This is a genomic window from Mycobacterium sp. MMS18-G62, assembly GCF_053877835.1.
The window spans coordinates 3,858,907-3,881,626 of the sequence record NZ_CM132662.1 but is presented as its reverse complement, the minus strand read 5'-3'; the positions used below and the strand labels follow the sequence as shown (position 1 = coordinate 3,881,626).

General features: G+C 64.5%; 21 protein-coding genes. 13 read left to right on the top strand and 8 right to left on the bottom strand.

Features of this window, described 5'->3' with window-relative positions; translation table 11 throughout:
• Window positions 1-2: 2 nt before the first annotated feature.
• The gene (locus ACWW36_RS19315) at window positions 3-1,418 is read right to left on the bottom strand and encodes a class I adenylate-forming enzyme family protein (RefSeq protein ID WP_456137583.1); all 1,416 of its coding nucleotides are present in this window, start codon (window positions 1,416-1,418) and stop codon (window positions 3-5) included.
• Between the two features lie 168 nt (window positions 1,419-1,586).
• On the opposite strand from ACWW36_RS19315, the gene ACWW36_RS19310 reads away from it, so the two are divergent.
• The 5 genes from ACWW36_RS19310 (at window position 1,587) to ACWW36_RS19290 (ending at window position 7,189) form a co-directional block, all read left to right on the top strand.
• On the top strand, window positions 1,587-2,864 hold the full coding sequence (locus ACWW36_RS19310; RefSeq protein WP_456137582.1) for a helix-turn-helix domain-containing protein: 1,278 nt from the start codon (window positions 1,587-1,589) through the stop codon (window positions 2,862-2,864).
• Window positions 2,865-3,021: 157 nt separating this feature from the next.
• Window positions 3,022-4,713: a PHA/PHB synthase family protein gene (locus ACWW36_RS19305; protein ID WP_456137581.1), complete on the top strand. Its 1,692-nt coding sequence runs from the start codon at window positions 3,022-3,024 to the stop codon at window positions 4,711-4,713.
• On the top strand, window positions 4,703-4,918 hold the full coding sequence (locus tag ACWW36_RS19300) for a hypothetical protein (protein WP_456137580.1): 216 nt from the start codon (window positions 4,703-4,705) through the stop codon (window positions 4,916-4,918). The genes ACWW36_RS19305 and ACWW36_RS19300 overlap by 11 nt, the downstream gene beginning before the upstream one ends.
• Window positions 4,878-5,726: an alpha/beta fold hydrolase gene (locus ACWW36_RS19295; RefSeq protein WP_456137579.1), complete on the top strand. Its 849-nt coding sequence runs from the start codon at window positions 4,878-4,880 to the stop codon at window positions 5,724-5,726. Before ACWW36_RS19300 ends, ACWW36_RS19295 begins: the two co-directional genes overlap by 41 nt.
• Window positions 5,727-6,022: 296 nt before the next feature.
• Window positions 6,023-7,189, top strand: a complete 1,167-nt coding sequence (locus ACWW36_RS19290; protein ID WP_456137578.1) for an acyl-CoA dehydrogenase — start codon at window positions 6,023-6,025, stop codon at window positions 7,187-7,189.
• Window positions 7,190-7,233: 44 nt separating this feature from the next.
• Here ACWW36_RS19290 and ACWW36_RS19285 read toward each other — a convergent pair whose 3' ends face one another.
• Entirely contained in the window at window positions 7,234-7,896 is a 663-nt protein-coding gene (locus ACWW36_RS19285) for a TetR/AcrR family transcriptional regulator (protein ID WP_456137577.1), read from the bottom strand.
• Between the two features lie 128 nt (window positions 7,897-8,024).
• Here ACWW36_RS19285 and ACWW36_RS19280 point away from each other — a divergent pair, with 128 nt between their 5' ends.
• Genes ACWW36_RS19280 through mhpA form a run of 3 tightly spaced genes read left to right on the top strand, consistent with a single transcriptional unit; the run spans window position 8,025 to window position 11,610 of the window.
• Entirely contained in the window at window positions 8,025-9,167 is a 1,143-nt protein-coding gene (locus ACWW36_RS19280; RefSeq protein WP_456137576.1) for a VOC family protein, read from the top strand.
• Complete coding sequence (locus ACWW36_RS19275) at window positions 9,164-10,102, top strand: fumarylacetoacetate hydrolase family protein (protein ID WP_456137575.1); 939 nt, start codon at window positions 9,164-9,166, stop codon at window positions 10,100-10,102. Before ACWW36_RS19280 ends, ACWW36_RS19275 begins: the two co-directional genes overlap by 4 nt.
• The gene (gene mhpA / locus ACWW36_RS19270) at window positions 10,099-11,610 is read left to right on the top strand and encodes a bifunctional 3-(3-hydroxy-phenyl)propionate/3-hydroxycinnamic acid hydroxylase MhpA (protein WP_456137574.1); all 1,512 of its coding nucleotides are present in this window, start codon (window positions 10,099-10,101) and stop codon (window positions 11,608-11,610) included. The genes ACWW36_RS19275 and mhpA overlap by 4 nt, the downstream gene beginning before the upstream one ends.
• Here the strand turns inward: mhpA and ACWW36_RS19265 are convergent.
• The 4 genes from ACWW36_RS19265 to ACWW36_RS19250 are packed head-to-tail and all read right to left on the bottom strand — an operon-like array spanning window position 11,591 to window position 16,049.
• Window positions 11,591-12,628 (bottom strand): amidohydrolase family protein, encoded by a 1,038-nt coding sequence (locus tag ACWW36_RS19265; protein WP_456137573.1) that lies wholly within the window; start codon window positions 12,626-12,628, stop codon window positions 11,591-11,593. The two genes, mhpA and ACWW36_RS19265, sit on opposite strands and share 20 nt — an antisense overlap.
• Window positions 12,629-12,644: 16 nt before the next feature.
• Window positions 12,645-13,640 carry a VOC family protein gene (locus ACWW36_RS19260; protein ID WP_456137572.1) on the bottom strand — a complete coding sequence of 332 codons (996 nt, stop codon included), beginning with the start codon at window positions 13,638-13,640 and terminating at the stop codon, window positions 12,645-12,647.
• Window positions 13,633-14,499, bottom strand: a complete 867-nt coding sequence (locus tag ACWW36_RS19255; RefSeq protein ID WP_456137571.1) for an alpha/beta fold hydrolase — start codon at window positions 14,497-14,499, stop codon at window positions 13,633-13,635. Before ACWW36_RS19255 ends, ACWW36_RS19260 begins: the two co-directional genes overlap by 8 nt.
• Window positions 14,496-16,049 (bottom strand): bifunctional 3-(3-hydroxy-phenyl)propionate/3-hydroxycinnamic acid hydroxylase, encoded by a 1,554-nt coding sequence (locus ACWW36_RS19250; protein ID WP_456137570.1) that lies wholly within the window; start codon window positions 16,047-16,049, stop codon window positions 14,496-14,498. The genes ACWW36_RS19255 and ACWW36_RS19250 overlap by 4 nt, the downstream gene beginning before the upstream one ends.
• Window positions 16,050-16,143: 94 nt before the next feature.
• Between ACWW36_RS19250 and ACWW36_RS19245 the strand changes: the two genes are divergently transcribed.
• Genes ACWW36_RS19245 through dmpG form a run of 3 tightly spaced genes read left to right on the top strand, consistent with a single transcriptional unit; the run spans window position 16,144 to window position 18,739 of the window.
• The gene (locus tag ACWW36_RS19245) at window positions 16,144-16,776 is read left to right on the top strand and encodes a TetR/AcrR family transcriptional regulator (RefSeq protein ID WP_456137569.1); all 633 of its coding nucleotides are present in this window, start codon (window positions 16,144-16,146) and stop codon (window positions 16,774-16,776) included.
• Complete coding sequence (locus ACWW36_RS19240; RefSeq protein WP_456137568.1) at window positions 16,773-17,729, top strand: acetaldehyde dehydrogenase (acetylating); 957 nt, start codon at window positions 16,773-16,775, stop codon at window positions 17,727-17,729. The genes ACWW36_RS19245 and ACWW36_RS19240 overlap by 4 nt, the downstream gene beginning before the upstream one ends.
• Entirely contained in the window at window positions 17,726-18,739 is a 1,014-nt protein-coding gene (dmpG, locus tag ACWW36_RS19235) for a 4-hydroxy-2-oxovalerate aldolase (RefSeq protein WP_456137567.1), read from the top strand. The genes ACWW36_RS19240 and dmpG overlap by 4 nt, the downstream gene beginning before the upstream one ends.
• A 7-nt stretch (window positions 18,740-18,746) precedes the next feature.
• Here the strand turns inward: dmpG and ACWW36_RS19230 are convergent, their stop codons facing one another.
• Window positions 18,747-19,664, bottom strand: a complete 918-nt coding sequence (locus ACWW36_RS19230) for an LLM class F420-dependent oxidoreductase (RefSeq protein WP_456137566.1) — start codon at window positions 19,662-19,664, stop codon at window positions 18,747-18,749.
• Window positions 19,665-19,766: 102 nt separating this feature from the next.
• Here ACWW36_RS19230 and ACWW36_RS19225 point away from each other — a divergent pair, with 102 nt between their 5' ends.
• Together ACWW36_RS19225 and ACWW36_RS19220 are read left to right on the top strand one after the other, a co-directional pair.
• Complete coding sequence (locus tag ACWW36_RS19225) at window positions 19,767-20,603, top strand: MaoC/PaaZ C-terminal domain-containing protein (RefSeq protein WP_456137565.1); 837 nt, start codon at window positions 19,767-19,769, stop codon at window positions 20,601-20,603.
• Window positions 20,600-21,532: a TIGR03560 family F420-dependent LLM class oxidoreductase gene (locus ACWW36_RS19220; protein ID WP_456137564.1), complete on the top strand. Its 933-nt coding sequence runs from the start codon at window positions 20,600-20,602 to the stop codon at window positions 21,530-21,532. The genes ACWW36_RS19225 and ACWW36_RS19220 overlap by 4 nt, the downstream gene beginning before the upstream one ends.
• On the opposite strand, the gene ACWW36_RS19215 is transcribed toward ACWW36_RS19220, so the two are convergent.
• A complete protein-coding gene (locus tag ACWW36_RS19215) occupies window positions 21,529-22,671 on the bottom strand; it encodes an acyl-CoA dehydrogenase family protein (protein WP_456137563.1) in 1,143 nt (380 codons plus the stop codon). The two genes, ACWW36_RS19220 and ACWW36_RS19215, sit on opposite strands and share 4 nt — an antisense overlap.
• Between the last annotated feature and the right edge of the window lie 49 nt (window positions 22,672-22,720).

Below are 22,720 nucleotides of genomic sequence, written 5' to 3'. Positions count from 1 at the left end.
CCTCAATGTGCGGCAATCAGGCCGCGGCGCAGAGCGGGCTTGTCGACCTTGCCGATGGCGTTCCTGGGCATTTCGTCAAGGACTGTGATGTCCACTGGCCATTTGAATTTCGCGAGCTGTCCGGCGATGTGATCGCGAATCGCCTCTGGGGTGACGGACGTGTTGGGGCGTGTGGAGACGAACAGGACGGGCTCCTCGCCGTAGGTCGGGTTCGGTCGTCCGACGACTGCGGCCTCGGCTATCTGCGGGAGTTGATGGACGACGGCCTCGATCTCGCGCGGGTAGATGTTCTCGCCCCCGCGAATGATCATGTCCTTGGCGCGATCGACCAGAACCAGGTAGCCGTCCTCGTCGATGCGCCCGATGTCGCCGGTGTGCAGCCAGCCGTCGACGATGGTCTTGGCGGTCTCCTCCGGCCGGTTCAGATAGCCACGCATTACGTTGGCGCCCTTGATGACAACCTCGCCGGACTCACCGTCGGGGACAGGGCGGCCGGCCTGGTCGACGATTCGGATCGCCTGCCCGGGCAGCGGCAAGCCCACTGTCCCCGGCTTGCGTGGACCGTCCAACGGGTTGACGGCACTGGCGCACGTCCCCTCCGAGAGCCCATAGCCCTCGATGATCGGGATGTCGTAGCGCGATTCGAAACGTTGGAGCAACTCGACGCTCGCGGGCGCTGCCCCGCAGACCGCGAACCGCACCGATGACGTGTCAGGCCGCGCGTCGTCGGCCAGCCCGCACAACATCGTGTAAATCGTTGGTACGGCCGAGAAATAGGTAGCACGGCTCTTCTCGAGGGCGGCAAAGAACGTCTTCGGGTCGAAGCGCCCGGCCACCGTCGCCCGGCCACCGGCCAGCAACGGCGACAGCGTCCCGACGACGATGCCGTTGACGTGAAACAGCGGCAATATCAGAAGGCTGTGGTCATCGTGAGTCAGCCCGAAGCCCTCAATGACGCTGCTGCACATGGCGTTCAGGTTCGCGTGGTCGAGCATGACCCCCTTGGGGCGGCCGGTGGTTCCGCTGGTGTAGATCAGCAACGCCAGCGAGGCATCGTTGCCCCGGCTGGCGTCGGCCTGAGCCGGCTCGCATTGGTGCAACTCGTCGGCGATGAGCACCTTGGCACCGGCGTCGGCAAGTTGATAGCGGACCTCTTGCGGGGACAGCGCGGGGTTGACCGGAGTGACCGCGGCACCCAACCGCCACGCTGCGAACAGCGACACCACGAACTCGACCGTGTTGGGCAGCTTGATCGCCACCACATCCCCTGCCGACACGCCCCGGGCGCGAAGCGTCTCGGCGGCGCGCTTGACCGCGTCGAGAAACTCCGCGTTGTTCAGGTCGCTGATGTCATCGGCGACCGCGTGGCCCAGCGGATCGTCCGTCGCGCGCTGATCCGGCAAGACCGGCAAATCCATGTAATTCCTTCCAGAACGGGCTACCTCGGTGACCGGCAACACTAGGAATGCAGCGGACGAATCGGCATGGCCCGGGCCGCTCAAATGCCGGGCCTGGGTTGTCTGCCGGAGACAACTCCGAGTGTTCATTTGGCCCACATGCGGTTCGGGAAGATCTACCGTCGTGGTGTGACGAGCGGTACAGATACCGATGTCGACCGCTGTGTCCGCCAGATCGCTGCCGGACTCCACCAACGACTGGGCGAATTGACCGCCGCCATTCAACATCTACTGCAAGAGGAGATCCCTGAGCTTGCCCTGGACGCGCCGAGCATCGAGCTGTTGGGGGCCAGCATCGGAGGCAATGTCGACACTGTGCTCCACGCGATGCGCTATGGGATTGCCGTGCAGCGCGTCGAGGCGCCGACCGCGGCGATGGAATACGCCCGGCGGCTGGCCCAGCATGGAGTCCCGGTGCACGGGTTGGTACGTGGCTACCGGGTCGGCCAGCGGCGCATGAACGAACTCGTATTCGCCGAAGTCCAGGCCACCGACATGGAGCCGGCGGTCAAGGTGGCCGTGCTCGAGAAGATGTCGGCGACCATGTTCGCGTACATCGATTGGATGTCACAGCAAGTCGTCGAAGTGTACGAAGAGGAGCGCGAACGCTGGCTGGAGAATCAGAACAGCCTTCGCGCGCTGCGTGTGCGCGAGATTCTGGCCGCCAAGACACCAGTTGATGTCGACGCCGCGTCGACGACGGTTCGCTATCCGCTGCGCTGGCATCATCTCGCGGTCGTGGCGTGGTATCCCGATGACCGCAGCGACGGCAACGAACTGCCCCGGCTGCAACGCTTCCTGCGAGATATGGGCGAGGCCGCGGGGGCGGCGGCGAGCCCATTGTTCGTGGCCGCCAACGCCGTGTGCTGCTGGGGATGGCTGCCCTTCCGCGCCGCCGCACCCGAAGCAGTCGACAAAGCCCGCCGGTTCGCAATCACCCATGCGGACGCGCCCAGCGTGGGAATCGGCTCGATGGCCGCGGGTGTCGGCGGATTTCGACGGTCCCATCGCAGGGCGGTAGCCGCGCGGGCGGTGGGGGCGGCGCGCGAACCGCACAAGCCGACTGTGATTGCCGCGGACGATCCCGGTGTCTTGGTGGCCGCCATGCTCGGCGGTGACATCACCCAGGCCCGGGAGTGGGTGGCCGAAGTGCTCGGCGATCTGGCCGTCGACAATGAGAACGACGCCCGGCTGCGAGACACATGGCTCGTGTTCCTGTCCAGCGAGGGCAGCTACAAGCTCGCCGCTGAGCGGCTCAACCTGCATTCGAACACGGTCAAATACCGGGTCGGTCGGGCCGTGGCCCGGCGTGGTCGCGCCATCGGCACCGACCGACTGGACGTGGAACTGGCGCTGCTGCTGTGCCACTGGTACGGCAGCGCGGTAACCCAGCAGCGCCCCGGATAGCGACCACGGCGGCCAGTTATCGCCGCGGCACAACCTACCCGCGGGTATTGGTCCCACGCGGACGATGGCGATGCCGCCATGTACCCATAGCCTCAGCCTTGCGGCACGGCACCGACGCCGACAACGCGAAATCCAAAGCAACCGAAGGCGATAGTCGATGCCAAGTTCAGACGTTCAGCACCCGGCCGAAATAGCCACACCAAATGATTTACTACTGACCGGTTCGGCGCTCGGCGCTGCACGCGGGATGATGTCAGACCCGTCGTGGGGCAAGTTCGGGTTGAACCTGGCGCGCCGCCCAGGCACCGTCGCCGAACGGGTCGGGTCGTTCGGGCGCGAGCTCGCTTCGATCGCTACGGGCACGTCGGAGCGCGCTCCGGCCAAGCCCGACAAGCGATTCAGCGATCCAGCATGGCAGAACAACCCGTTGATGAAGCGATCGATGCAGGCGTACTTGACCGCTGCGGAGCTCGCGGACAACCTGTTCGCCGACGCCGGACTCGATGGCCGCGAAGCTGAACGAATCCGGTTCGTGCTCGACGTCGTCATGGAGGGGCTGGCACCGAGCAACAACCCGTTGATCAGCCCGCTGGGCTGGAAGGCGATCATCGACACCGGTGGTCTGAGCGTCGTTCGAGGGGTACGACGCTTTCTGCGCGACATGGCTGCACCGCCCCGGATTCCGTCGATGGTGGAACCCGACGCATTCACGGTCGGAGGGGATCTCGCCGTCACGCCCGGAGCGGTCGTGTACCGCAACGAGGTGTTCGAACTCATCCAGTACACACCGCAAACCGAGAAGGTGTGGTCCGTGCCGCTGCTGATGGTGCCGCCGGTGATCAACAAGTTCTACATCTTGGACATCGCCCCGGGTCGGAGCATGGTGGAATACCTCCTTGGCCAGGGTCACCAGGTGTTCGCCATCTCGTGGCGCAATCCGACTGCGGCGCAGCGGTCTTGGGGATTCGACGAATATGGTGGCGCGATCCTCGACGCGTTGGACGCTATCGAGAAGGTGACTGGGTCACAGAGCACTCATGTTCAGGCGTCGTGCTCGGGCGGAATCTTGGCGGCCATGACCGCCGCACATCTCAGTACGACGGGTGAGGCTGAGCGCATCGCCAGCCTGACGTTGATGGTGACGGTCCTGGATCAGGGCCGGGAGGGCTTCGCCGCTGCCGTCGACGAAACGGCCGCCAAACTCGCGATTGCGGTCTCGGCGCGCAAGGGCTACCTCGACGGCCGCTCGTTGGCCGAGGTGTTCGCCTGGCTGCGTCCCACTGATCTGGTATGGCGGTACTGGGTCAACAACTATCTGCAGGGTCGGTCACCGGCTCCGTTCGACGTGCTGTTCTGGAATTCCGACACCACGCGCATGCCCGCCGCCCTGCACCGCGACATGTTGATGATGGGACAGCACAACGCGTTGGTCGAACCCGGCGCGGTGCGCATGCTCGGCACCCCGGTGGACCTTGGCACGGTGACGGCGGAAACCTACGTCGTCGCCGGGGTCGCCGACCACATATCGCCCTGGCAGGCCTGCTATCGCAGCGCGAGAATGCTCGGAAGCAAAGACCTGCGGTTCGTCCTGTCATCGAGCGGACACATCGCCGCGCTGGTCAATCCCCCTGGTAATCCGAAGGCGTCGTACCGCGCGGGAAACGTCGACGAGCGCGACCCAATGCGTTGGGCGGCGTCGGCGGAAACGCACAGCGATTCCTGGTGGCCCGACTTCTCGGGCTGGCTGGCGCAGCGCGGCGGCGAACAGAAGCCGGCGCCCACGGTGCTCGGCGGTGCCGGCCTGGCGGCGCTGGGTCCCGCGCCGGGCAGCTACGTTCATGTACGTTGACCGCCTTGCGGTGTTGCCGATCCGACTTTGTCGGGCCTTGGAATTCAGCTTCGGCTGCGTCGGCTGCGCAGCATCGGCAAGCGCCGATGTCTTCGGCGCCGCGAAGTCGCGCCTGCAACGGGTTTCAACCGATCCGCCGCCGACGCGCACGGAGGACATCGCCGATGTCATCGTGTTCCCCCGGGGGCGCAAGCGTGAACGATGAGAACCTTGTCGCGGTACTCGGCCAGCAGATGCGGGTCGACATCCGGTGGGGCACCGGAATCCCGTTGGTGCTCTGCAACGGCATCGGGGCAAGCCTCGAAGTTCTCGATCCATTTGTCGCCCAATTGGATCCGGACACCACCGTCGTGCGGTTCGACGTGCCGGGCTCCGGCGCCTCGCCGGATTCCCCGTTTCCGTACCGATTCCCATACTTGGCAGCAGCGCTCGGAATGCTCCTGAAGAAGGTCGGGGTGATCGATCGCCGAGCCGGTATATCGCAGGTCGACGTCTTGGGACTGTCGTGGGGCGGAGGACTGGCCCAGCAGTTCGCCTTTCAGAATCCGCGCGGGTGTCGAAAGCTCATTCTGGTATCCACCGGTACCGGTTCGCTGATGATTCCTGGCAAGCCGTCAGTGCTGGCGAAGATGTTGACGGTCCGGCGATTCCTGGACCATCGCTATGCCGCAAAGATCGCGCCTGAGATCTACGGCGGGTCGGCCCGCAGCGACCCGATGATGATCAAGCGCGTATTCGACCGCCAGCTGACGGCAGGCTCACGCGTCGGGTATATGCACCAGCTCTTGGCCGGTGCAGGCTGGACCAGCCTGTTCATGCTCCCGCTCGTACGGCAGCCCACCTTGATCGTCGCCGGTAGCGACGATCCGATCATCCCGCTGGTCAATGCCAAGATCATGAACCGGCTCTTGCCGAATTCGGCGCTGCACATTCACGACGGTGGGCATGTCGAACTCATCACCGACGCGGCCGGGCAGGCACGGGTCATCGAAGGATTCCGGCGCGAGGCCTAATCCTGAAGACGGTCAATCGAATTCGACGGCCAATTGAAGGCGTCGAGGTGGCCGTGCGCAAGGCGTGTACAACGCTGACCCCGATCGGGATGAACAGTGGCGACAACACCAGCAGGAACGTGACGATGGTCGAGATGTATGACATTTCCTCGCTCTTCCTCTCCGCCAGGCAGATTGGGAAGAGAGTTTGCCCACTCGACCCGTGCGCGGCTTCGTCGTCGGGCCACAACCATTCCCGCCGTTTTCGTATTGCACGGACGATGGCAACGGGCCGGTGCACACCTACTCTGCGACGCATGCAACGCTTCGGTGATCCATCGTTCGACCTCTTCAAGCTGTCCGACGAGCACAATGAACTGCGCGCCGTGCTCCGCGATCTGTGTGAGAAGGAGATTGCTCCGTACGCCGCTGACGTCGACGAGAACTCGCGGTTTCCCGAGGAAGCGCTCAAGGTTCTCAATGACACCGGGTTCTCGGCGGTGCACGTTCCCGAGGAATACGGCGGCCAGGGTGCCGATTCGGTTGCGTGCTGCATTGTTGTCGAGGAGGTCGCTCGGGTGTGCGCGTCCTCCTCGCTGATCCCCGGCGTCAACAAGCTCGGCACGATCGGGCTGATCCTCAGTGGTTCAGACGAATTGAAGAAGCAAGTGCTGCCGACGCTGGCGTCGGGCGACGCGATGGCCTCCTACGCCTTGTCCGAACGCGAAGCCGGCAGCGATCCCGCGTCGATGCGCACCCGGGCCCGGGCCGACGGCGACGACTGGGTGCTCAACGGTTCCAAGTGCTGGATTACCAACGGCGGCAAGTCAACCTGGTACACCGTGATGGCGGTGACCGATCCGGAGAAAGGCGCCAACGGAATCTCGGCGTTCGTCGTGCACAGCGACGACGAGGGCTTCACGGTCGGCTCCAAGGAGCGCAAGCTCGGCATCAAGGGCTCGCCGACCACCGAACTGTATTTCGACAACTGCCGCATTCCCGGCGACCGCATCATCGGCGAGCCCGGCAGCGGGTTCAAAACCGCGCTCGCCAGCCTCGACCACACTCGACCGACGATCGGCGCGCAGGCCGTCGGCATCGCGCAGGGCGCGTTGGACGCGGCGATCGCATACACCAAGGAACGCAAGCAGTTCCGCAGGCCGGTGAGCGACTTCCAGGGCGTGCAGTTCATGCTCGCCGACATGGCGATGAAGGTGGAGGCTGCGCGCCTGATGGTGTACACCGCAGCCGCCCGCGCCGAGCGTGGCGAGCCGGCGTTGAGCTTTGTCTCGTCGGCCGCGAAGTGCTTTGCCTCCGACGTCGCGATGGAGGTCACCACCGACGCGGTGCAGCTGTTCGGCGGCGCCGGCTACACAGTCGACTTCCCGGTCGAACGCATGATGCGCGACGCAAAGATCACCCAGATCTACGAGGGCACCAATCAGATTCAGCGCGTCGTCATGGCGCGGGCATTGCTGGCGTGACTCCTTGAAAGTCACGTAGGCGAGCGAGATCCGATCAGTCGTTGTCAGGCAACCGAATCGGATTGCCGCAGCTCCGAAAGATCGGGTAACGGAGACGAACATAGGGCGTGCGCGTCGTCGGAACTCACGCCAAAAATGCGCAGCACGTTTTCGGTGACCGCATCTGCGGCACGCGCATCGTCGCGATCGGGCTCGGTCCGCAGCAGATTTCCCAGCCCCAGCAATGCGCCACCCGCCACGGCCAGCGCAAGCTCGGTATCTTCCAACGTGAACCGGCCGGCGGCGACGGCGGCCGCGATGTCGCGACGCGCGCGCGGTGCCAGCCCGCGGTCTGAGTTCAGCAGTGCCCTGCCGTTGGCGAGCAGGATCTCGCTTTCCTGTGGCCGCCGGCGAAAGAGCCGCCCGGTCAGTCGGAAACTGGTCGCGAAGGTTTCAGCCGGGTCGTCGATCGACGCTGTGAACTCATCGAGCAGGGCACCGTGGGCATCGAGCACCTCGGTAACGGCTGCCTCGAACAGCTGCTCTTTGCTCTCGAAGTGGTTGTAGAACGAACCCATGCCGACGTCGGCGGCCTGGGTGATCTCCAGCACCGGGACGTTGACCTTGCCTGCCGCGATGAACGTTTGGGCGGCCTTGATGAGGGCAGCCCGAGTCCGCTGTTTGCGCCGCTCTGAGCGGCTCACAGGCGCCTGCGACTGGCTCGACATCTCTCTCCGCTCCTCACTCGGTCCACGTACTTTAGCAGTTCAATGTCAATTCTGAGGAATTCGTCAGAATAGTTGACTGATCATAGCATCGTATGTGACGATTTCGTCATGTACGAGAGGAGCGGGTCATGATCCAGACCACCGGAGCCAAGACAGACAGCCATAAAGGCCTGCACAGCGAGCAGGGCGGCCACAGGAATGAGCATCCCGGCCGCGCGCGCAACCCCCTCATCAAGGTCGCCGACATTGCATGGCTGGAGTTCGCGAAGCCGGACCTGACCCGTGCCGAGGCGTTCGCCGGAGCGTTCGGTTTCCAAACCGCCCTGCGTTCGCCCGACGAAGTTCAGCTGCGCGGCACCGACGCGGGCGCACCATGCGTGATCCTGCGGCGGGGCGCCCGTTCACAGTTCCTCGGCGCCACGTTCAGGGCCCACGACGAATCGGACGTCATACGACTCGCGGAAACCATGGGGGCACGGACACGCGCACTCCCGGAATCCGTCGGCGGCATCGCCGTGGATCTCGCCGATCCGGGTGGCACGCCCGTCCGAGTGGTCGCAGGCATGCATGACCTTCCGGAGCTGGGCAGCCAGCAGCCTCACGTCTTCAACTTCGGTCACGAACTGCCGCGCACAAACGCGACGCAGCGCCCACCCCGCATACCCGCCAAGGTGCAGCGGCTCGGACACGTCGTCTTGCAGACCACCAAGTACCTCGAAGCGCTGAACTGGTACCTCGACAACCTCGGGATGATCGTCAGCGACTTCCTCTACTACCCCGGCCAGCGTGCCCGCGGACCGGTGATGAGCTTCATCCGGTGCGACCGTGGATCCGCCCCCGCCGATCACCACACGCTGGCACTCGCACTCGGACCTGCCAACCGCTACGTGCACTCGGCGTACCAGGTATGTGACCTCGATGCATTGGCCGCTGGAGGCGAATACCTAAGGGAGCGCGGCTATTTCCGCTCATGGGGAATCGGTCGCCACATCCAGGGCAGCCAGATCTTCGACTACTGGCGCGATCCCGATGGCTTTCTGGTCGAGCACTTCGCCGACGGCGACCTGTTCGACAACACGCTCGAGCCCGGTTGGGCGCCGTTCACGGCGTCGGGCCTGGCCCAGTGGGGTCCACCTGCCACCAAGGATTTCCTCGGCATCAGCCCGAGAGCGATACCGCACGAAGCACGTTCGGTCCTCAGTGCCCTGCGGGATGACAACGAATTCACCCTCACCCGCCTTCGCGGCCTGATGAAAGTAGCCAACTCATGACGATCTCCATCCTTCGCACAGTCGACGCGTGGTGGGTCCAAACCCCCACCGGCGCAGCGCGGATCACGACGGCCGCCGCCACCACCGGAGAACTGCTCGCCGATCGAGCCGCGATCGACGCGGCCGCGCACAACACAGACACCGTGCCGGTCGACACTCTCGAGCTCGTCTCCCCCGTGACGGCGCCCTGCCGGGTCGTGGCGCAGATGACCAATTTCGCGTCGCACGTCAAGGACGCCGGCATGGACCCGAAATCGATCCCGCTGACCTTCTTCCGCAAGACGTCCGGATCGATCAGCGGACCGTTCGATGACATCATCAAGCCAGAGCACGTGAAGTTTCTGGACTACGAGGTAGAGATCGGCCTGGTCATCGCCCGCGAAATTCCGGTCGGCACAATCATTTCGGAATCCAACATGTCCGACTACATCGCGGGCCTGGTGGTGACGAACGACGTGTCGGCCCGCGATATCCAGCTGCCGCAGACTCAGTTCTACGAGGCCAAGTCGTATCCGACCTTCACACCGGTCGGTCCGGCGTTGGTACTGCTGGATGCGGACGAACTAAAACGATTCGGCGATCTGCGCCTGCGGTTGAGCGTCGGCAATGACCTGCGCCAGGACATGGTCGTCGACGGCGACATGATCTACATGCCGCTGCAGGCGCTGCAGGCGTTGACGCGGTTCCAGCGCTTGGACGCCGGCGACCTGATCCTCACCGGTACTCCTGTTGGCACCGCGCTCAGCGCCCCAGCGAAACCGCTCCAGATCATCGCGGCCTTGCTTCCACCGTCGGTGAAGTGGAAAACGTTCTTCAAGCGGCAGGCCGACAACCCGAAGTACCTGCAGGACGGCGATATCGTCGAGCTGAGCGTCGCCACCGACGACGGCGTGATCGACCTTGGCACTCAACGCACTGTGGTCAGATACGCATGACCACCGTCCCCGTCGTGATCGTTGGCGCCGGACCGACGGGCGTCACCGCGGCGACATTGCTGGCGCAGTACGGAATTCGGTGCGTGGTGCTCGATCGCTGGACGAACGTGTATCCGCAGCCGCGGGCAGTGCACATGGACGACGAGACCTGTCGCATCGTCGCGCGTCTCGGCGTCGCAGAGGAGTTCGCGTCGATCTCGCGGCCGGCGCAAGGATTGCGATTGGTCGACAACAGGAAGGGTGTGCTCGCAGAATTCCGCCGACACACCGCGCGAAGCATCCACGGGTTCCCCCAGGCCAATATGTTTGACCAACCCGAGTTGGAAGCGTTACTGCGGGCCAACCTCAAGCGCCATCCGTGCGCAGAGCTTCGCGGCGACGTCGAGGTCAGCGACATCACAGAGGACAGCCAGGGACGCCTACGGGTGACGTTCGAGGATCGGACCGACGGCACGACGCACGTCATCGAGGCGAACTACGTGCTCGGCTGCGACGGCGCCAACAGTGTTGTGCGGTCGAACATCGGCGTGACGATGCGTGACCTGAAGTTCGACCAGCGCTGGTTGGTCGTCGATATCGCGACCACCACCGACCTGGCCCAGTGGGAGGGCGTGCACCAAGTATGTGACCCCGTCCGCGCCGGCACGTATATGCGCATTGGCGACACCAGGTACCGGTGGGAGTTTCGGTTGCTGCCGGGAGAAGCGGCGGAAGATTTTGGCGACCTTCTTACGCTGCGCCGGTTGATCGCACCATGGGTATCGGATGTTTCGGACGACGAGCTTCAGTTGATCCGCGTGGCGGAGTACACCTTCCGGGCCAAGATCGCCGAACAATGGCGGCGCGGCAACGTCTTTCTGCTCGGCGATGCCGCGCACCTGACGCCGCCGTTCATCGGTCAGGGCATGTGCGCTGGCCTGCGTGATGCGATGAACCTGGCGTGGAAACTGGCAGGCGTGCTCACGGGATGTCTGCCGACCAGCGTCCTCGACACGTACGAGCAAGAGCGAAAACCGCACGCGTATTACATGATTCGGCTTGCCCTGGGTATCGGCTGGGCCATGACCGCGGGCGGTAAGGTGGGCGATCTTCTCCGTGGAATCATCGTCCCGCGAATGCGCTTGCTTCCCGGCCTGCGAGACAAGATCATCGACGGCAGAACACCGGGCCTACACAGATCGGCGCTTGTGGTCAAGACCCGCGCGCCTCGCCAGCTGGCGGGCCAGTTATGCCCGAATCCGGTTGTGGCAGGCGGTGAGCGACTCGACGCGGTCCTCGGGACCGGCTTCGCGCTCGTCACAACCACAGAACCCGACGCATTCCAGCGCGGCCTCATCGAACAGCGTGGCGCAGTCGTCCACGTCGCCGAACCCGGCACCGAGTTGGCCCGCTGGCTGCGAGGTGGACGCGCGACCGCAGCCGTCATCCGGCCGGACCGAACGACGATGCGTGCCGGCCGGGATCTCAACCAGCTGTGTCAGACTCTGATTAGTTTGTCTTCGCGTTGACGGCTTTGACCATCAACCGCAACGCCTGTCGCCGGAGCGCGGCCTTGGCTCGGTCACGCCCACGCACCGGTACCGGTGGCCGCGCCGTGCCGAGACGCGGGAACAGCGCAAGCGCGTTGGTTCTGTCGATCGCCGCACGAGCATCGGCATCGATGTTCGGAAAGGTCTCGAGTCCCGCGGCGAAGTACTGTCCTGCCGCGGTGGGTGCGAACGGCCAGTCTGAGCCGAAGGTGATGTGGCCCGGCTTGGCGAATGCGAGCAGGGTCGGCAGCGCGGCGGCGCTCGACGACAGCGCCGTGTCGAAGTAGAAGCTGGAGAAGTCGTCAAGGCTGTCGGCCGGGCTGCGCCCTGTGTCGCCCATGATCGCGAGGGCCATCCGGTGTGCTGCATAGGGTACGAAGCCGCCGGCGTGGCTGAGAATGAATTTGATGTTCGGATATCTACGGCGAATGCCGTTGCGCACGAGCAGATATGCGGCGCGGGTGGTATCGAGGAGGAAGTCGGCGGCGAACGGTGCCACGCCGGGCACCGCCGGGCCGGGCAGATCGGCCGGATGGACGAACACCACCGCTGAACGAACGTCGAGAGCGCCCCAGAGGGCTTCTTGCCCGTCCTGGCCGAGGTAGATGCCCGCGTTATTGGCCAGCAGCACAATGCCGTCGGCGTCGAGGTCGTCGAGGGCGCGCACCACTTCCGCCACTGATTCGTCGATGTGCGGCATCGGGACGGTTGCGAAAAAGCCGAGCCTGTCGGGCTGTGAGGCGACTATATCGGCGGTGAAGTCGTTGAGGTCGCGTGCCAGGGCCGACGCATCGACGGCATCCGGCAGGAACGTTGTCGCGGGGGTGGACACCGAGAGGATCGCGGTGCCGACGTTGAGTTCGGCCATCGTCTGCAGCGATCCCTCCCGGCTCCAGTCGGGCAAGGCACGTCCGCCGGCTTCATCGATGCCGGCTCGGCGCAACGCCTTTCGGTAGTCCGGCGGGATGATGTGATGATGCGTGTCGATACGCGACATGGGCGATCCTCAGTTGTCAGGGTATGCCGGCGCCGGCCAACGCGGGAACGCTGTCTTCGCGGTGGACCAGCGACTGGGCGCCGCACTTGAACATTGCGAGCTTGTCGACGATGGTCTGGCCTTCCGGGGTGTGGCCCCAGATGCTGATGCCTTGATGCGTCGTGGGCTCCCACGTCTTTTCGTCGACGACAATCGGGTTCCAGCCGACTTCCCATTCAAACCCGGACGGCGTTATCGCGTAGTAGGACAGCTCTTTGTCGTTGGTGTGCTGACCGACGCCAAGTGCCATGCCGAAGCCGAGGTCCTTGACCCGGCGATAGGAGGCGGCTATGTCGTCGAGATCGGCGACCTGAATGTTCAGGTGCTGGATGCGGGTTCGAATGGGGTTGACAGGCAGCCGGTTCACCGCCGCGATGGCCACGGAGTGGTGACGCTCGTTGACACGCAGAAACCGGATCTTGAACTTGACGCCGCTGATGGTTTCGTCGATGTAGTCACTCAGGCGCGCGTCGAACACCGTGTTGTAGTAGCCGTGCATCTGATGCGGCTTCTTCGTCGTGATCGCTACGTGCCCCATGCCGGATTCCCCCGTGACGAAGCCGCCACCGACCCGCATGTCCAGCGGAGAATCGGCGATGCAGGCTCGGGTGAAGATCTCTTGTGCGAGCCCGTTAGGCCCGGGGAACCGCACGAGGCGCTCGACGCCCCGCAGCGCTGCTTCTTCCGCGCTTCCCTCGATGACCGGTACGGCGTGGCCCGTGACGCGGGCGAGGATTTCGTCAAAGGTGTTGTGATCGTCGACTTGCCAGCCGAGTGCGATGGCGTCCTCGGCCGGTCCCCGCTGCAGCAGGAATCGGCATTCGTTGTCGTCCAGGCGGAATCGCATGACGTCGGAGAGCGTCTCGTCGACATGCATGCCGATGGCATCGCGGCCGAAGCGTCGCCAGTCGGCGAACTTGTCGGTCTCGATGACGATGTAGCCGAGGTGGACGTTGCCGAAGATGTCACGCATGAGCGAGTTTCGATTCGGTGCTGAGGAATTCGGTGACGAGCTGATTGAACAACTCGGCGCGTTCCCATTGCATCCAGTGGCCGGTATGCGAGGTCATCACCAGCTCGGCGTTGGGCATCGTGTTGAGCAGCATCGGTCCGCCGGCCGGGCGATTGACCTTGTCGTCGCGTCCCCACAGGACCAGTGTCGGCGTCTTCAGCGTCTTGAGTCGGCTGTCGCGAGTGAGGTCCATGCGCCACAGCGCACGGGGACCCGATGGGCGCCGTAGCGGCGGATTGGCCACCACGTCCGGGTCGATCGAGGCCTGATAGCGCAGGTCGATCAGCTCGTCGGGTACCGAGGCACCGTCGTAGACAAGGTATGTGCGAATGAAGTTTTCGAGCTTCTCGCGGCTTGGTCCGTCGCCACCGTAGTAGGACAACAGGCTTTTCAGGCCGGCGGTCGGCACGCCCCGCGTCGTCCCGATGCCGCCGGGCCCCATCAGTACCAGCTTGCCGACGCGGTACGGAGTGTCGAGGGCGAGGCGCAGCGCAGCGGCCCCGCCGTACGAGTTGCCGATCAAGTGGGCGGTATCGATGCCCAGTTCGTCGAGCAGACCGCGGATCATGTCGCCCAGATAGCCGAATGGGTCGGCTTGATCGACCCCCTTGACCGATCGGCCGTACCCCGGCATATCGGGCACGATGACCCGAAAGTGCTGTGCGAGCACATCGATATTGCGTGAGAAGTTGGACACACCCGATGCGCCGGGGCCGCCGCCGTGCAGCATCACTACGGCTGGGCCGCTGCCAGTTTCAGCGGCGAAGACGGGTTTCCCGTTGACGGTGACGGTGTGTTCGGTCAGATTGGCGGTGGTCACGCGGGTACTCCAGTTCTGATGGGCGCGATAAACGAAGGTCCGGGCAACGGCTGCCCGGATTCGCTTGCGGCGTAGACGAATCCATCGGGGCGAACGACGACGGCGGCGGCCTTCCTGCGTCCCAGCCAGCCGACGAGGGTGGGCTCGGTGATGTGGAGTGTCGAGGCGCCCAACTGCGTCCAGGCTTGCGTGCCTGCCGGCGGTGCCCCGGTGTGCAGTACGGCCCACTGGCCGCTGAGGGCGTCGTCGAGACGAACGGTGGCGCCCCGATCGTTCTTCACCCACGGTTGCGGGATCTGCCAGCCGACTGCGGGGTGACTGCCAGCCGCGAAGAACCCATCCTTGTATCGGGCGTCAGGAATCCACGCCACCTTTGCGAGACCGGCCACCGCCCCGGGGATTCGCAGCACCGTACGAAAGACGTGATTGCGCACGGCAGCGATGACTCGGTTGCGCTCGGTGATGATCCGGCCGACGAAACATGCCCGGCGGGTGACCTCCGTGACGTGTGGCTTGCGTTCGGCCTGATACGAGTCGAGCAACGACTCCGGCGCCTCTTCCCTCAGCACCGCCGCGAGCTTCCAGCAGAGGTTCGCCACGTCGCGAACGCCGGCGCACATGCCTTGACCGATCCACGGCGGCATGGCGTGTGCGGCGTCGCCGGCCAGGAAGACCCTGCCCACTCGCCATCGCTCGGCGACCCGCACGTGGTGGCTGTAGATCACCGCACGCAGGATCTTGACGTGCTCCGGCGTGACCCCCTGGTCGCCGAGGACCTTCCAGATCTCCTCCTCGCGCAAGAGTTTCTGCTCGTCTTCGTCCGCACGCGCGGGGTACTCCCATCGGTGGTGACCGAGGGGGGTTGGGCAGTCGACCGTGGGACGGGCCGGATTGCAGTGGAACCGGAGCCGGTCGTGGGCGTCCCACTCCTTCAGCACCTTGGTGTCGATGACAACCCACCGCTCGGTGTAGGTACGGCCCTCATAGCCGACACCCAACTGGCCGCGGGTCGGCGACGAGCCGCCTTCGGCGGCGATCACATAGGACGCGCGGAACCGCTTGAAGGTGTCGGTGCGCAAGTCGGCCACCATGAGCTCGACCTCGTCACTCTTGTTCAGCACGCGCAGGCATTCATGCTCGAGCACCACGTCGACGTTCGGGAATCGGGCCACGCCATCGCGCAGGACGTGGTCCACGGCGGGCTGGTAGAGGAACTGCTGCGGTGGATGCCCGGTCCCGCGCGACGTGAGCTTCAGATCGATGAAGGGCACACCGTCGGCGTCGACGAAATTCAGCGGACGGTCGGGCAGCATGTCTTGCTGAAGGCGGTCCGCCAGGCCCACGGATTGCCACACCCGCATGACTTCTTCGTCCGTGGATATCGCCCTGGCCCGGCCGTACACGTCGGGATCGCGCTCGATCACGAGCACCTTAAGACCGAGCTGGCCCAACAGGTTGGCGGCAGTGGCGCCGGTCGGTCCATAGCCGATAACCGCCACGTCATAGGTAGCCGCCGTCGGGGGCAGCGACTCAACTTGTGTAGTGCTCATGTTGCGCTCTCATCGTCGAGGGGTTGTTCTGTAGCGATCGCTACGGTACTGTAGTGATCACTACGGAGTCAAGACCCGAAATCCAGGAGGCGAGATGGCAGACAAGGAAAAGCCCGTACGCCGCAAGCGCGCCGACGGCGAGTTGTCGCGCGAACGCATCCTCGATGCCGCCACCGAAATCGCCGCGGAGCGCGGCTACGAAGGCACGAGCATTGCCCTGGTCAGCAAGAAGTGCGGGCTGCCTGCGAGTTCGATCTACTGGCACTTCAAGGACAAGGACGACCTGATCGCCGCGGTCATCGAACGCAGCTTCGCCCACTGGCTGGCCGCATGGGAATTCCCAGAAGAGGGCGACGCGCCGGACCGCATGAAGGGGATGGCGACGCAGATCGCCAAGGCGCTGCTCGATTCTCCGGACTTCATCCGGCTGGGCCTGATGCTGGCGCTGGAGCGTCGCCCAGAGGAACCCCGCGCGCGGACGATGTTTCTTCAGGCCCGCGCGGAGGCGTACGGCCAACTCACCGACGTCATGCGCGAAATCACCCCAGAGCTCACCGATGCCCAGATGCATCAGCTGGCCACCTATGCGTTGGCCGGTGCTGACGGCCTGTTCATCGCCAAGGAGATCGGCGGCGACTCGGTCGATCTCGTCGCACTGTTCGAAATGCACGCCCGCGCTTTGTATGACACCGCGATACGGATGATTGCCGAGAAGGAAAGCCCATGACCTCACAACAGAAGTGGCCGGTGGCCATCATCGGCTCGGGCAACATCGGCACAGATCTGATGATCAAGATCCTGCGCAGCGATGGCCCCCTATCCGTCGGCGCCATGGTGGGCATCGACCCGGCTTCCGACGGCCTTGCCCGCGCTTCCCGTATGGGCGTAGCGACGACAGCCGACGGGGTGGACGGGCTGTTGGCCATGTCGAACTTCGGCGACATCAAGCTCGTCTTCGACGCGACATCTGCCAATGCGCACCAAGCGAATTGGGCCAAGCTGCGCGACACCGGTGTGCGTATGCTCGACCTGACGCCTGCGTCGATCGGGCCGTTCTGCGTGCCGGTGGTCAATCTCGAGGAGCACCTCGACGCACCGAACCTGAACATGGTCACCTGCGGCGGACAAGCCACCGTACCGATCGTCGCGGCGGTGGCGCAGTCGGGCATCGTGTCCTACGCCGAAATCGTGTCGTCCATTTCGGCACGATCCGCCGGACCCGGTACTCGTGCCAACATCGACGAGTTCACCGAAACCACCGCCACCGCATTACAAGTCGTGGGCGGAGCCCAGCGCGGCAAGGCGGTGATGATCATCAACCCAGCAGACCCGCCCGTTCTGATGCGCAACACCGTCTATTGCCTCGTCGACGGGGATGCCAATCACCACGCCATCGAGAACGACGTGCTCGCCATGGTCGAGAAGGTCAACATCTATGTGCCCGGCTACCGCCTCAAACAACGCGTCCAGTTCGAAACGTTCAGCGCCGAACGCCCGCTGTACATCCCGGAGACCGGCAAGTTCAGCGGCACGCGGGTGACCGTTCTACTCGAAGTCACCGGCGCCGCGCACTATTTGCCGGCCTACGCGGGCAATCTGGACATCATGACTTCGGCGGCCAAGGCGACCGCCGAACGCATCGCGCTCTATTCCACCGAAACCGCTGGAGCTGCAACATGATCTACGTCAGCGACGTCACTCTGCGTGACGGCATGCACGCCGTGCGTCACCAGTACAGCATCGAACAGGCAGTAACAATCGCCAAGGCGCTCGACGAAGCCGGGGTGGACTCCATCGAGGTCGCCCATGGCGACGGACTGGCAGGATCGAGCTGCATCTATGGCTTCGGCGCGCATACCGATCTGGAGTGGATCGAAGCGGTGGCAGGCGTGGTGCAGCGAGCCAAGGTCGCCACGCTTCTGCTGCCCGGTATCGGCAGCGTGCACAACCTCAAAGACGCGCACGCCGCCGGCGCGACCGTCGTGCGCGTCGCCACCCACTGCACCGAAGCCGACATCTCGGCCCAGCACATCGCCGCCGCGCGCGAACTCGGCATGGACACCGTCGGCTTCCTGATGATGAGCCATATGACGCCGCCTGATGCGCTGGCGCAGCAGGCCAAGCTCATGGAAGGCTACGGCGCCACCTGCGTCTACGTCGTCGACTCCGGCGGCGCCATGATCATGCGCGACGTGGCCGACCGCGTGGACGCGTTGCGGCAAACCCTCTCCCCCACAACGGAAATCGGCATACATGCCCACCACAATCTGTCGCTGGGCGTCGCCAACTCCATCGCCGCGGTCGAATCCGGTGCCAACCGTGTCGACGCGTCGCTGACCGGCATGGGCGCTGGGGCGGGCAATGCGCCCCTTGAGGTATTCATCGCCGCTGCCAGCAAGCTCGGCTGGAATCACGGATGCGACCTGCACGCCCTCGAAGACGCCGCCGACGACCTCGTCCGCCCATTGCAAGACCGGCCCGTGCGTGTCGACCGCGAAACGCTCACGCTGGGCTACGCCGGGGTGTACTCCAGCTTCCTGCGCCACGCCGAAGCGGCCGCCGCGCGCTATGACATCGATGCACGCACACTGCTCGAGGAAGCCGGGCGACGCCGCATGGTCGGCGGCCAGGAAGACATGCTGGTGGACATCGCCCTGGACCTCACGGCAGACCGCGAGCCGGTCTCCTAACCTGCGCTCAGCGCGCCTGGATGACGGACTTGCCGAAGCGTTCAATTGTTTCCAGCACGTGCGCCAGGCTGTCGCCCGGCAGCCCCACCTGCAACCAGGTAACCCCCATCGCCGCAAGCTTTTCCACGCCATCAAGGTAGGCGTCGGCGTTGAACGCTTCGTCTCCCGGGCTACCACCTTCGGCATTGGTGAAGCTGATGTCGATGGTTGACGGATCGCGTCCCGCCGTCTCCAATCGGCGGTGCAGATCGTCGATGCCCTCCCCCAGAGTGTCCGAGCCCATCTCCGCGGTGCGCGCGGTTTGGGCCAGAACTGCAGGAGCGGGAAACGGGCACCACCCGTCACCGTGCATGGTTACTCGCCGGCGCGCGGCAGCGGTGTTTCCGCCGATCCAGATCGGCGGATAAGGGCGGCTGACCGGACGCGGATGGGCCGTGATGCCGTTTGCGGTGAAATGCCTTCCCTCATAAGAGAAGTCATCGGTAGTCCAGATCCCACGGATCACCTCCAGCGCTTCGTCGAACAACTTTCCCCGTTCGTCGAAGTCCACACCCAGTGCGGCGAATTCTCGCTTGAGGTAGCCCACACCTACCCCGAGGGTGAACCTCCCGTCGGAAATCAGATCGAGCGTGGCGCCAGACTTGGCCACCACGAACGGGTTTCGATACGGCAGCACCACGATGTTCGGTATCAGGCGCAGCGTCGTCGTCCGGGCCGCGGCGAACCCGAGTACCACGAACGGGTCGAGCGCATCGTGGCCACCCGACTCCAGCCACCGCTGCGTGGGCGCCGGATGATCGGTTAACCCGAATCCATGAAAGCCTGCGGCTTCCGCGGCAGCGGCGGCCGTCGCGATGCCCGATCCGGTCACCAGCTCCGGGTTGTACGGGTGGCTGTGCATCGGATGCGTGAACGTGAACTTCATCGGGTGCTCCGCTCCAGAACAATCTTCTCAATTTGTGAGAATGTCGTTACCATGCGAACCACGAAAAGTACAGGGGTCGCGCATCAGAAGAGGTCAGCGGGCATGGGCGAATTGGCGGTGACACCCGTCAAGCACGGCCCGTTTCCGGGTCGACTCGACCCGGATGTCATCGCTGCTTATGCCGCCGCGACCGGCGATCAGACGCCCGCCGTGCGGGACGGCACCGCCGTGCCGGCCGTGTATCCGGTGATCCTCGTGTTCGATGCGCAGGAGGCGGCCCGGCTGGATCTGCCGGCGGCGGCCTGGCAGCGCGCCCGTGGCGGCGTGCATGGCGAACACGACATCCTGCTGCACCGCCCACTGGTCCCCAATGAGCCACTCGAGACGTGGTCGCAGATCTCGGCGGTGCGGACCTCTCGGGCAGGTACCCACCTCGTGGTTCATCTCGAACAGGTCGATGCCGAAGGCCGGATCGCCGTCGAGCAGTGGTGGACGATGATTCTGCTCGGACTGGACGGCGTCGCCGACTTCGGATCGATGCCTGCAGAGCATCGTTTCCCCGACGAAGCGCGAGCCAACACGATCGGCTCGACGAGTCAGCACCTCGACGGTCGGCTTGCCCATCGCTACGCCGAGGTGTCCGGCGACTGGGCGGCGCACCACTTCGACATCGATGTCGCGCGCGCGTCCGGATTCGACTTCGTGTTCGCCCACGGCCTTTGCACGATGGCCATCTGCACCCACCAGCTTCTGGGCCTGCTCGATGTCGACGACCCCGACCGGGTTGCGCGGGTAGCGGTCCGGTTCGCATCACCCACACCGTTGGATGGCGAGCTGACGGTGAATGCCTTTGGCATCGATGACAATTCGTTTGCATTCGAGGCCGTCGCCAACGGTACGACGACCATCACTCACGGAAGATTGGAACTGAGGCCATGACCAAGCCCGAGATCGGCGTCTACCTGCCTCAGATGGGCTTCACCTACCCCGAGCTCCTGCATCGCGCTCGCCGCTGCGAAGAACTCGGAATCGATTCGCTCTGGCTCTACGACCACCTGTACGGCCCCGGAGTACCCGACTATCCGTCCTTGGAGGCGTGGACGGCAGCCACCGCGCTGCTCAGTCAGACCGAGCGCATTCAGGTCGGACATATGGTGCTGTGCAACCAGTTTCGTCACCCGGTGGTGCTGGCCAAGATGGCGACCACGCTCGATCAGATTTCGCGTGGCCGGCTGCAGCTCGGCATCGGCAGCGGCTCCATCGAAGACGAGCACACGCGGGTCGGCCTGGACTGGGGAACGTTCGCAGAACGCTCTGCCCGGCTCGGCGAGACCTTGGAGATCCTGCGTCAGGCGTTCGCCGACGAGCGGATCGACTTCACCGGCGAGCACTACACCGTGCGCGACATGCCGATCAAGCCGGGACCCGTCCAACAGCCGCGGCCACCGATCATCGTGGGCGGGGTCGGCGAGAAGTACACGCTGCCGTTGGTAGCACGCTATGCCGATGTGTGGAACGTGCCGACGTACGCGCTGGGTGAACTCGAGCACAAGACCGCGATGCTGCGATCCATCTGTGAGGACATCGGCAGAGATCCGGACACAATCGTGCTGTCGATCGAGGCCGTCATGGCGCTCGCGCCCGACGACGCCGCGTTGCCGAACGTCCGCGCCCTCGCCGAGAAACGGTTCGGTTTACCGGCTTTCGGGTTACACGAGGGTGGCTTGATAGGCACGCCATCGGTAATCGTCGATCGCCTGCACGAATTGCAGGAGCTCGGTTTCGGTCAGATCGTGCTGTTCACCCATGACCGTGGCTCAGACGACACTCTCGAGCTACTCGCCACGCAGGTGATCTCGCGACTCTAAGAGTTCTGCTTGACGGGCGAATAGCTCGGGCGGCCGAGGCCGAGGACATGCTGGGCGATCATGTTGCGGAACACTTCCAGTGTCCCGCCGTAGATCCCGGTGGGACCGGCCAACCGGAAGATGTACTCGGCCGAACCCTCTGCGGGCATGCTTGAAGCCGCGCCGAGGATGTCCATGAGATCCGGTGAGACGTCCCGCATGGTTTGCGCAATTGCGACCCGCCCGAACATCTCGGGACTGCTCATCGCCGCTTCCATCTTCGCAATGCTGCGTCCTAGGCGGTATTTCGCCGAGTCGTCGAGCGTAGGTGCCAGTGCGGCAATCCTGTCGACAGCCTCTGCCAGCAGCAAGACATGTTCGGTCATCGTCGCGAGCTTCTGAAGGCCGGCCGCGTCACGCTCGACCGTGCCGTGTTCGGCATTGAGCGCCTCGCGCAATACCGTCCAGCCGCCGTTGACCTCACCCACCCGGTATCTGTCGTCGACGCGAACGTCGCTGTAGAAGGTGATGTTCGTGCGGTCACCGTCGATCGTGCGGATGGGCTGGACCTCGATACCGGGGGTGTCCATCGGCACCAGAAACATGGTCAGGCTCTGGTGTTTCGGCGCATCCGGATCAGTGTTGGTGAGCAGGAAGACGTACTGGGCGTTGTGCGCGTTGGAGGTGAACATCTTGGAGCCGTTGATGATCCAGCCGTCGCCATCGCGTACCGCACGGGTCTTGCACGTCGCGACATCCGAGCCGCCCTCCGGTTCGGTGTAGCCCAGGCAGAGTCGGTAGTGACCCGACAGCACGCGCGGCAACACCTCGTCCTTGAGTTGCGCAGAACCGAACTGACCGACCGTGTCCGCCACCATGGCCGTTGTGCCCCAGTGGAACCACGGGGTGTGCGCGCGTCCGATCTCCAGCTCCCAGATGCGCCGGCGAACCGCGCTGAATCCGCCTTCGGATTCCGCCTTGAAGTCGGCGGCGAGATATCCCTCGGCGCCCAGCGCCAAGTGCACGCCCTCGTCGAAGTTCTCTCCGGTCTCGCGGTCGCGGCGAATGACCTCATCGGTCACGATCGTGCTCAGGAAGGCCCGAAGTTCGTCTTGAAAGGCCAGGTCGGCATCCGACAGTTCGACGCGCGAGAAGTCCACGTCAACACCGTGACACTTTTACTCTCATCTGTAAAGTGAGGGTCATAGG

Coding starts and splice junctions, on each gene's coding strand:
- ACWW36_RS19315 (WP_456137583.1), bottom strand. CDS start 1,418: ATGGATTTGCCGGTCTTGCCGGATCAGCGCGCGACGGACGATCCGCTG.
- ACWW36_RS19305 (WP_456137581.1), top strand. CDS start 3,022: ATGCCAAGTTCAGACGTTCAGCACCCGGCCGAAATAGCCACACCAAAT.
- ACWW36_RS19300 (WP_456137580.1), top strand. CDS start 4,703: ATGTACGTTGACCGCCTTGCGGTGTTGCCGATCCGACTTTGTCGGGCC.
- ACWW36_RS19295 (WP_456137579.1), top strand. CDS start 4,878: ATGTCATCGTGTTCCCCCGGGGGCGCAAGCGTGAACGATGAGAACCTT.
- ACWW36_RS19290 (WP_456137578.1), top strand. CDS start 6,023: ATGCAACGCTTCGGTGATCCATCGTTCGACCTCTTCAAGCTGTCCGAC.
- ACWW36_RS19285 (WP_456137577.1), bottom strand. CDS start 7,896: ATGTCGAGCCAGTCGCAGGCGCCTGTGAGCCGCTCAGAGCGGCGCAAA.
- ACWW36_RS19280 (WP_456137576.1), top strand. CDS start 8,025: ATGATCCAGACCACCGGAGCCAAGACAGACAGCCATAAAGGCCTGCAC.
- ACWW36_RS19275 (WP_456137575.1), top strand. CDS start 9,164: ATGACGATCTCCATCCTTCGCACAGTCGACGCGTGGTGGGTCCAAACC.
- mhpA (WP_456137574.1), top strand. CDS start 10,099: ATGACCACCGTCCCCGTCGTGATCGTTGGCGCCGGACCGACGGGCGTC.
- ACWW36_RS19265 (WP_456137573.1), bottom strand. CDS start 12,628: ATGTCGCGTATCGACACGCATCATCACATCATCCCGCCGGACTACCGA.
- ACWW36_RS19260 (WP_456137572.1), bottom strand. CDS start 13,640: ATGCGTGACATCTTCGGCAACGTCCACCTCGGCTACATCGTCATCGAG.
- ACWW36_RS19250 (WP_456137570.1), bottom strand. CDS start 16,049: ATGAGCACTACACAAGTTGAGTCGCTGCCCCCGACGGCGGCTACCTAT.
- ACWW36_RS19245 (WP_456137569.1), top strand. CDS start 16,144: ATGGCAGACAAGGAAAAGCCCGTACGCCGCAAGCGCGCCGACGGCGAG.
- ACWW36_RS19240 (WP_456137568.1), top strand. CDS start 16,773: ATGACCTCACAACAGAAGTGGCCGGTGGCCATCATCGGCTCGGGCAAC.
- dmpG (WP_456137567.1), top strand. CDS start 17,726: ATGATCTACGTCAGCGACGTCACTCTGCGTGACGGCATGCACGCCGTG.
- ACWW36_RS19230 (WP_456137566.1), bottom strand. CDS start 19,664: ATGAAGTTCACGTTCACGCATCCGATGCACAGCCACCCGTACAACCCG.
- ACWW36_RS19225 (WP_456137565.1), top strand. CDS start 19,767: ATGGGCGAATTGGCGGTGACACCCGTCAAGCACGGCCCGTTTCCGGGT.
- ACWW36_RS19220 (WP_456137564.1), top strand. CDS start 20,600: ATGACCAAGCCCGAGATCGGCGTCTACCTGCCTCAGATGGGCTTCACC.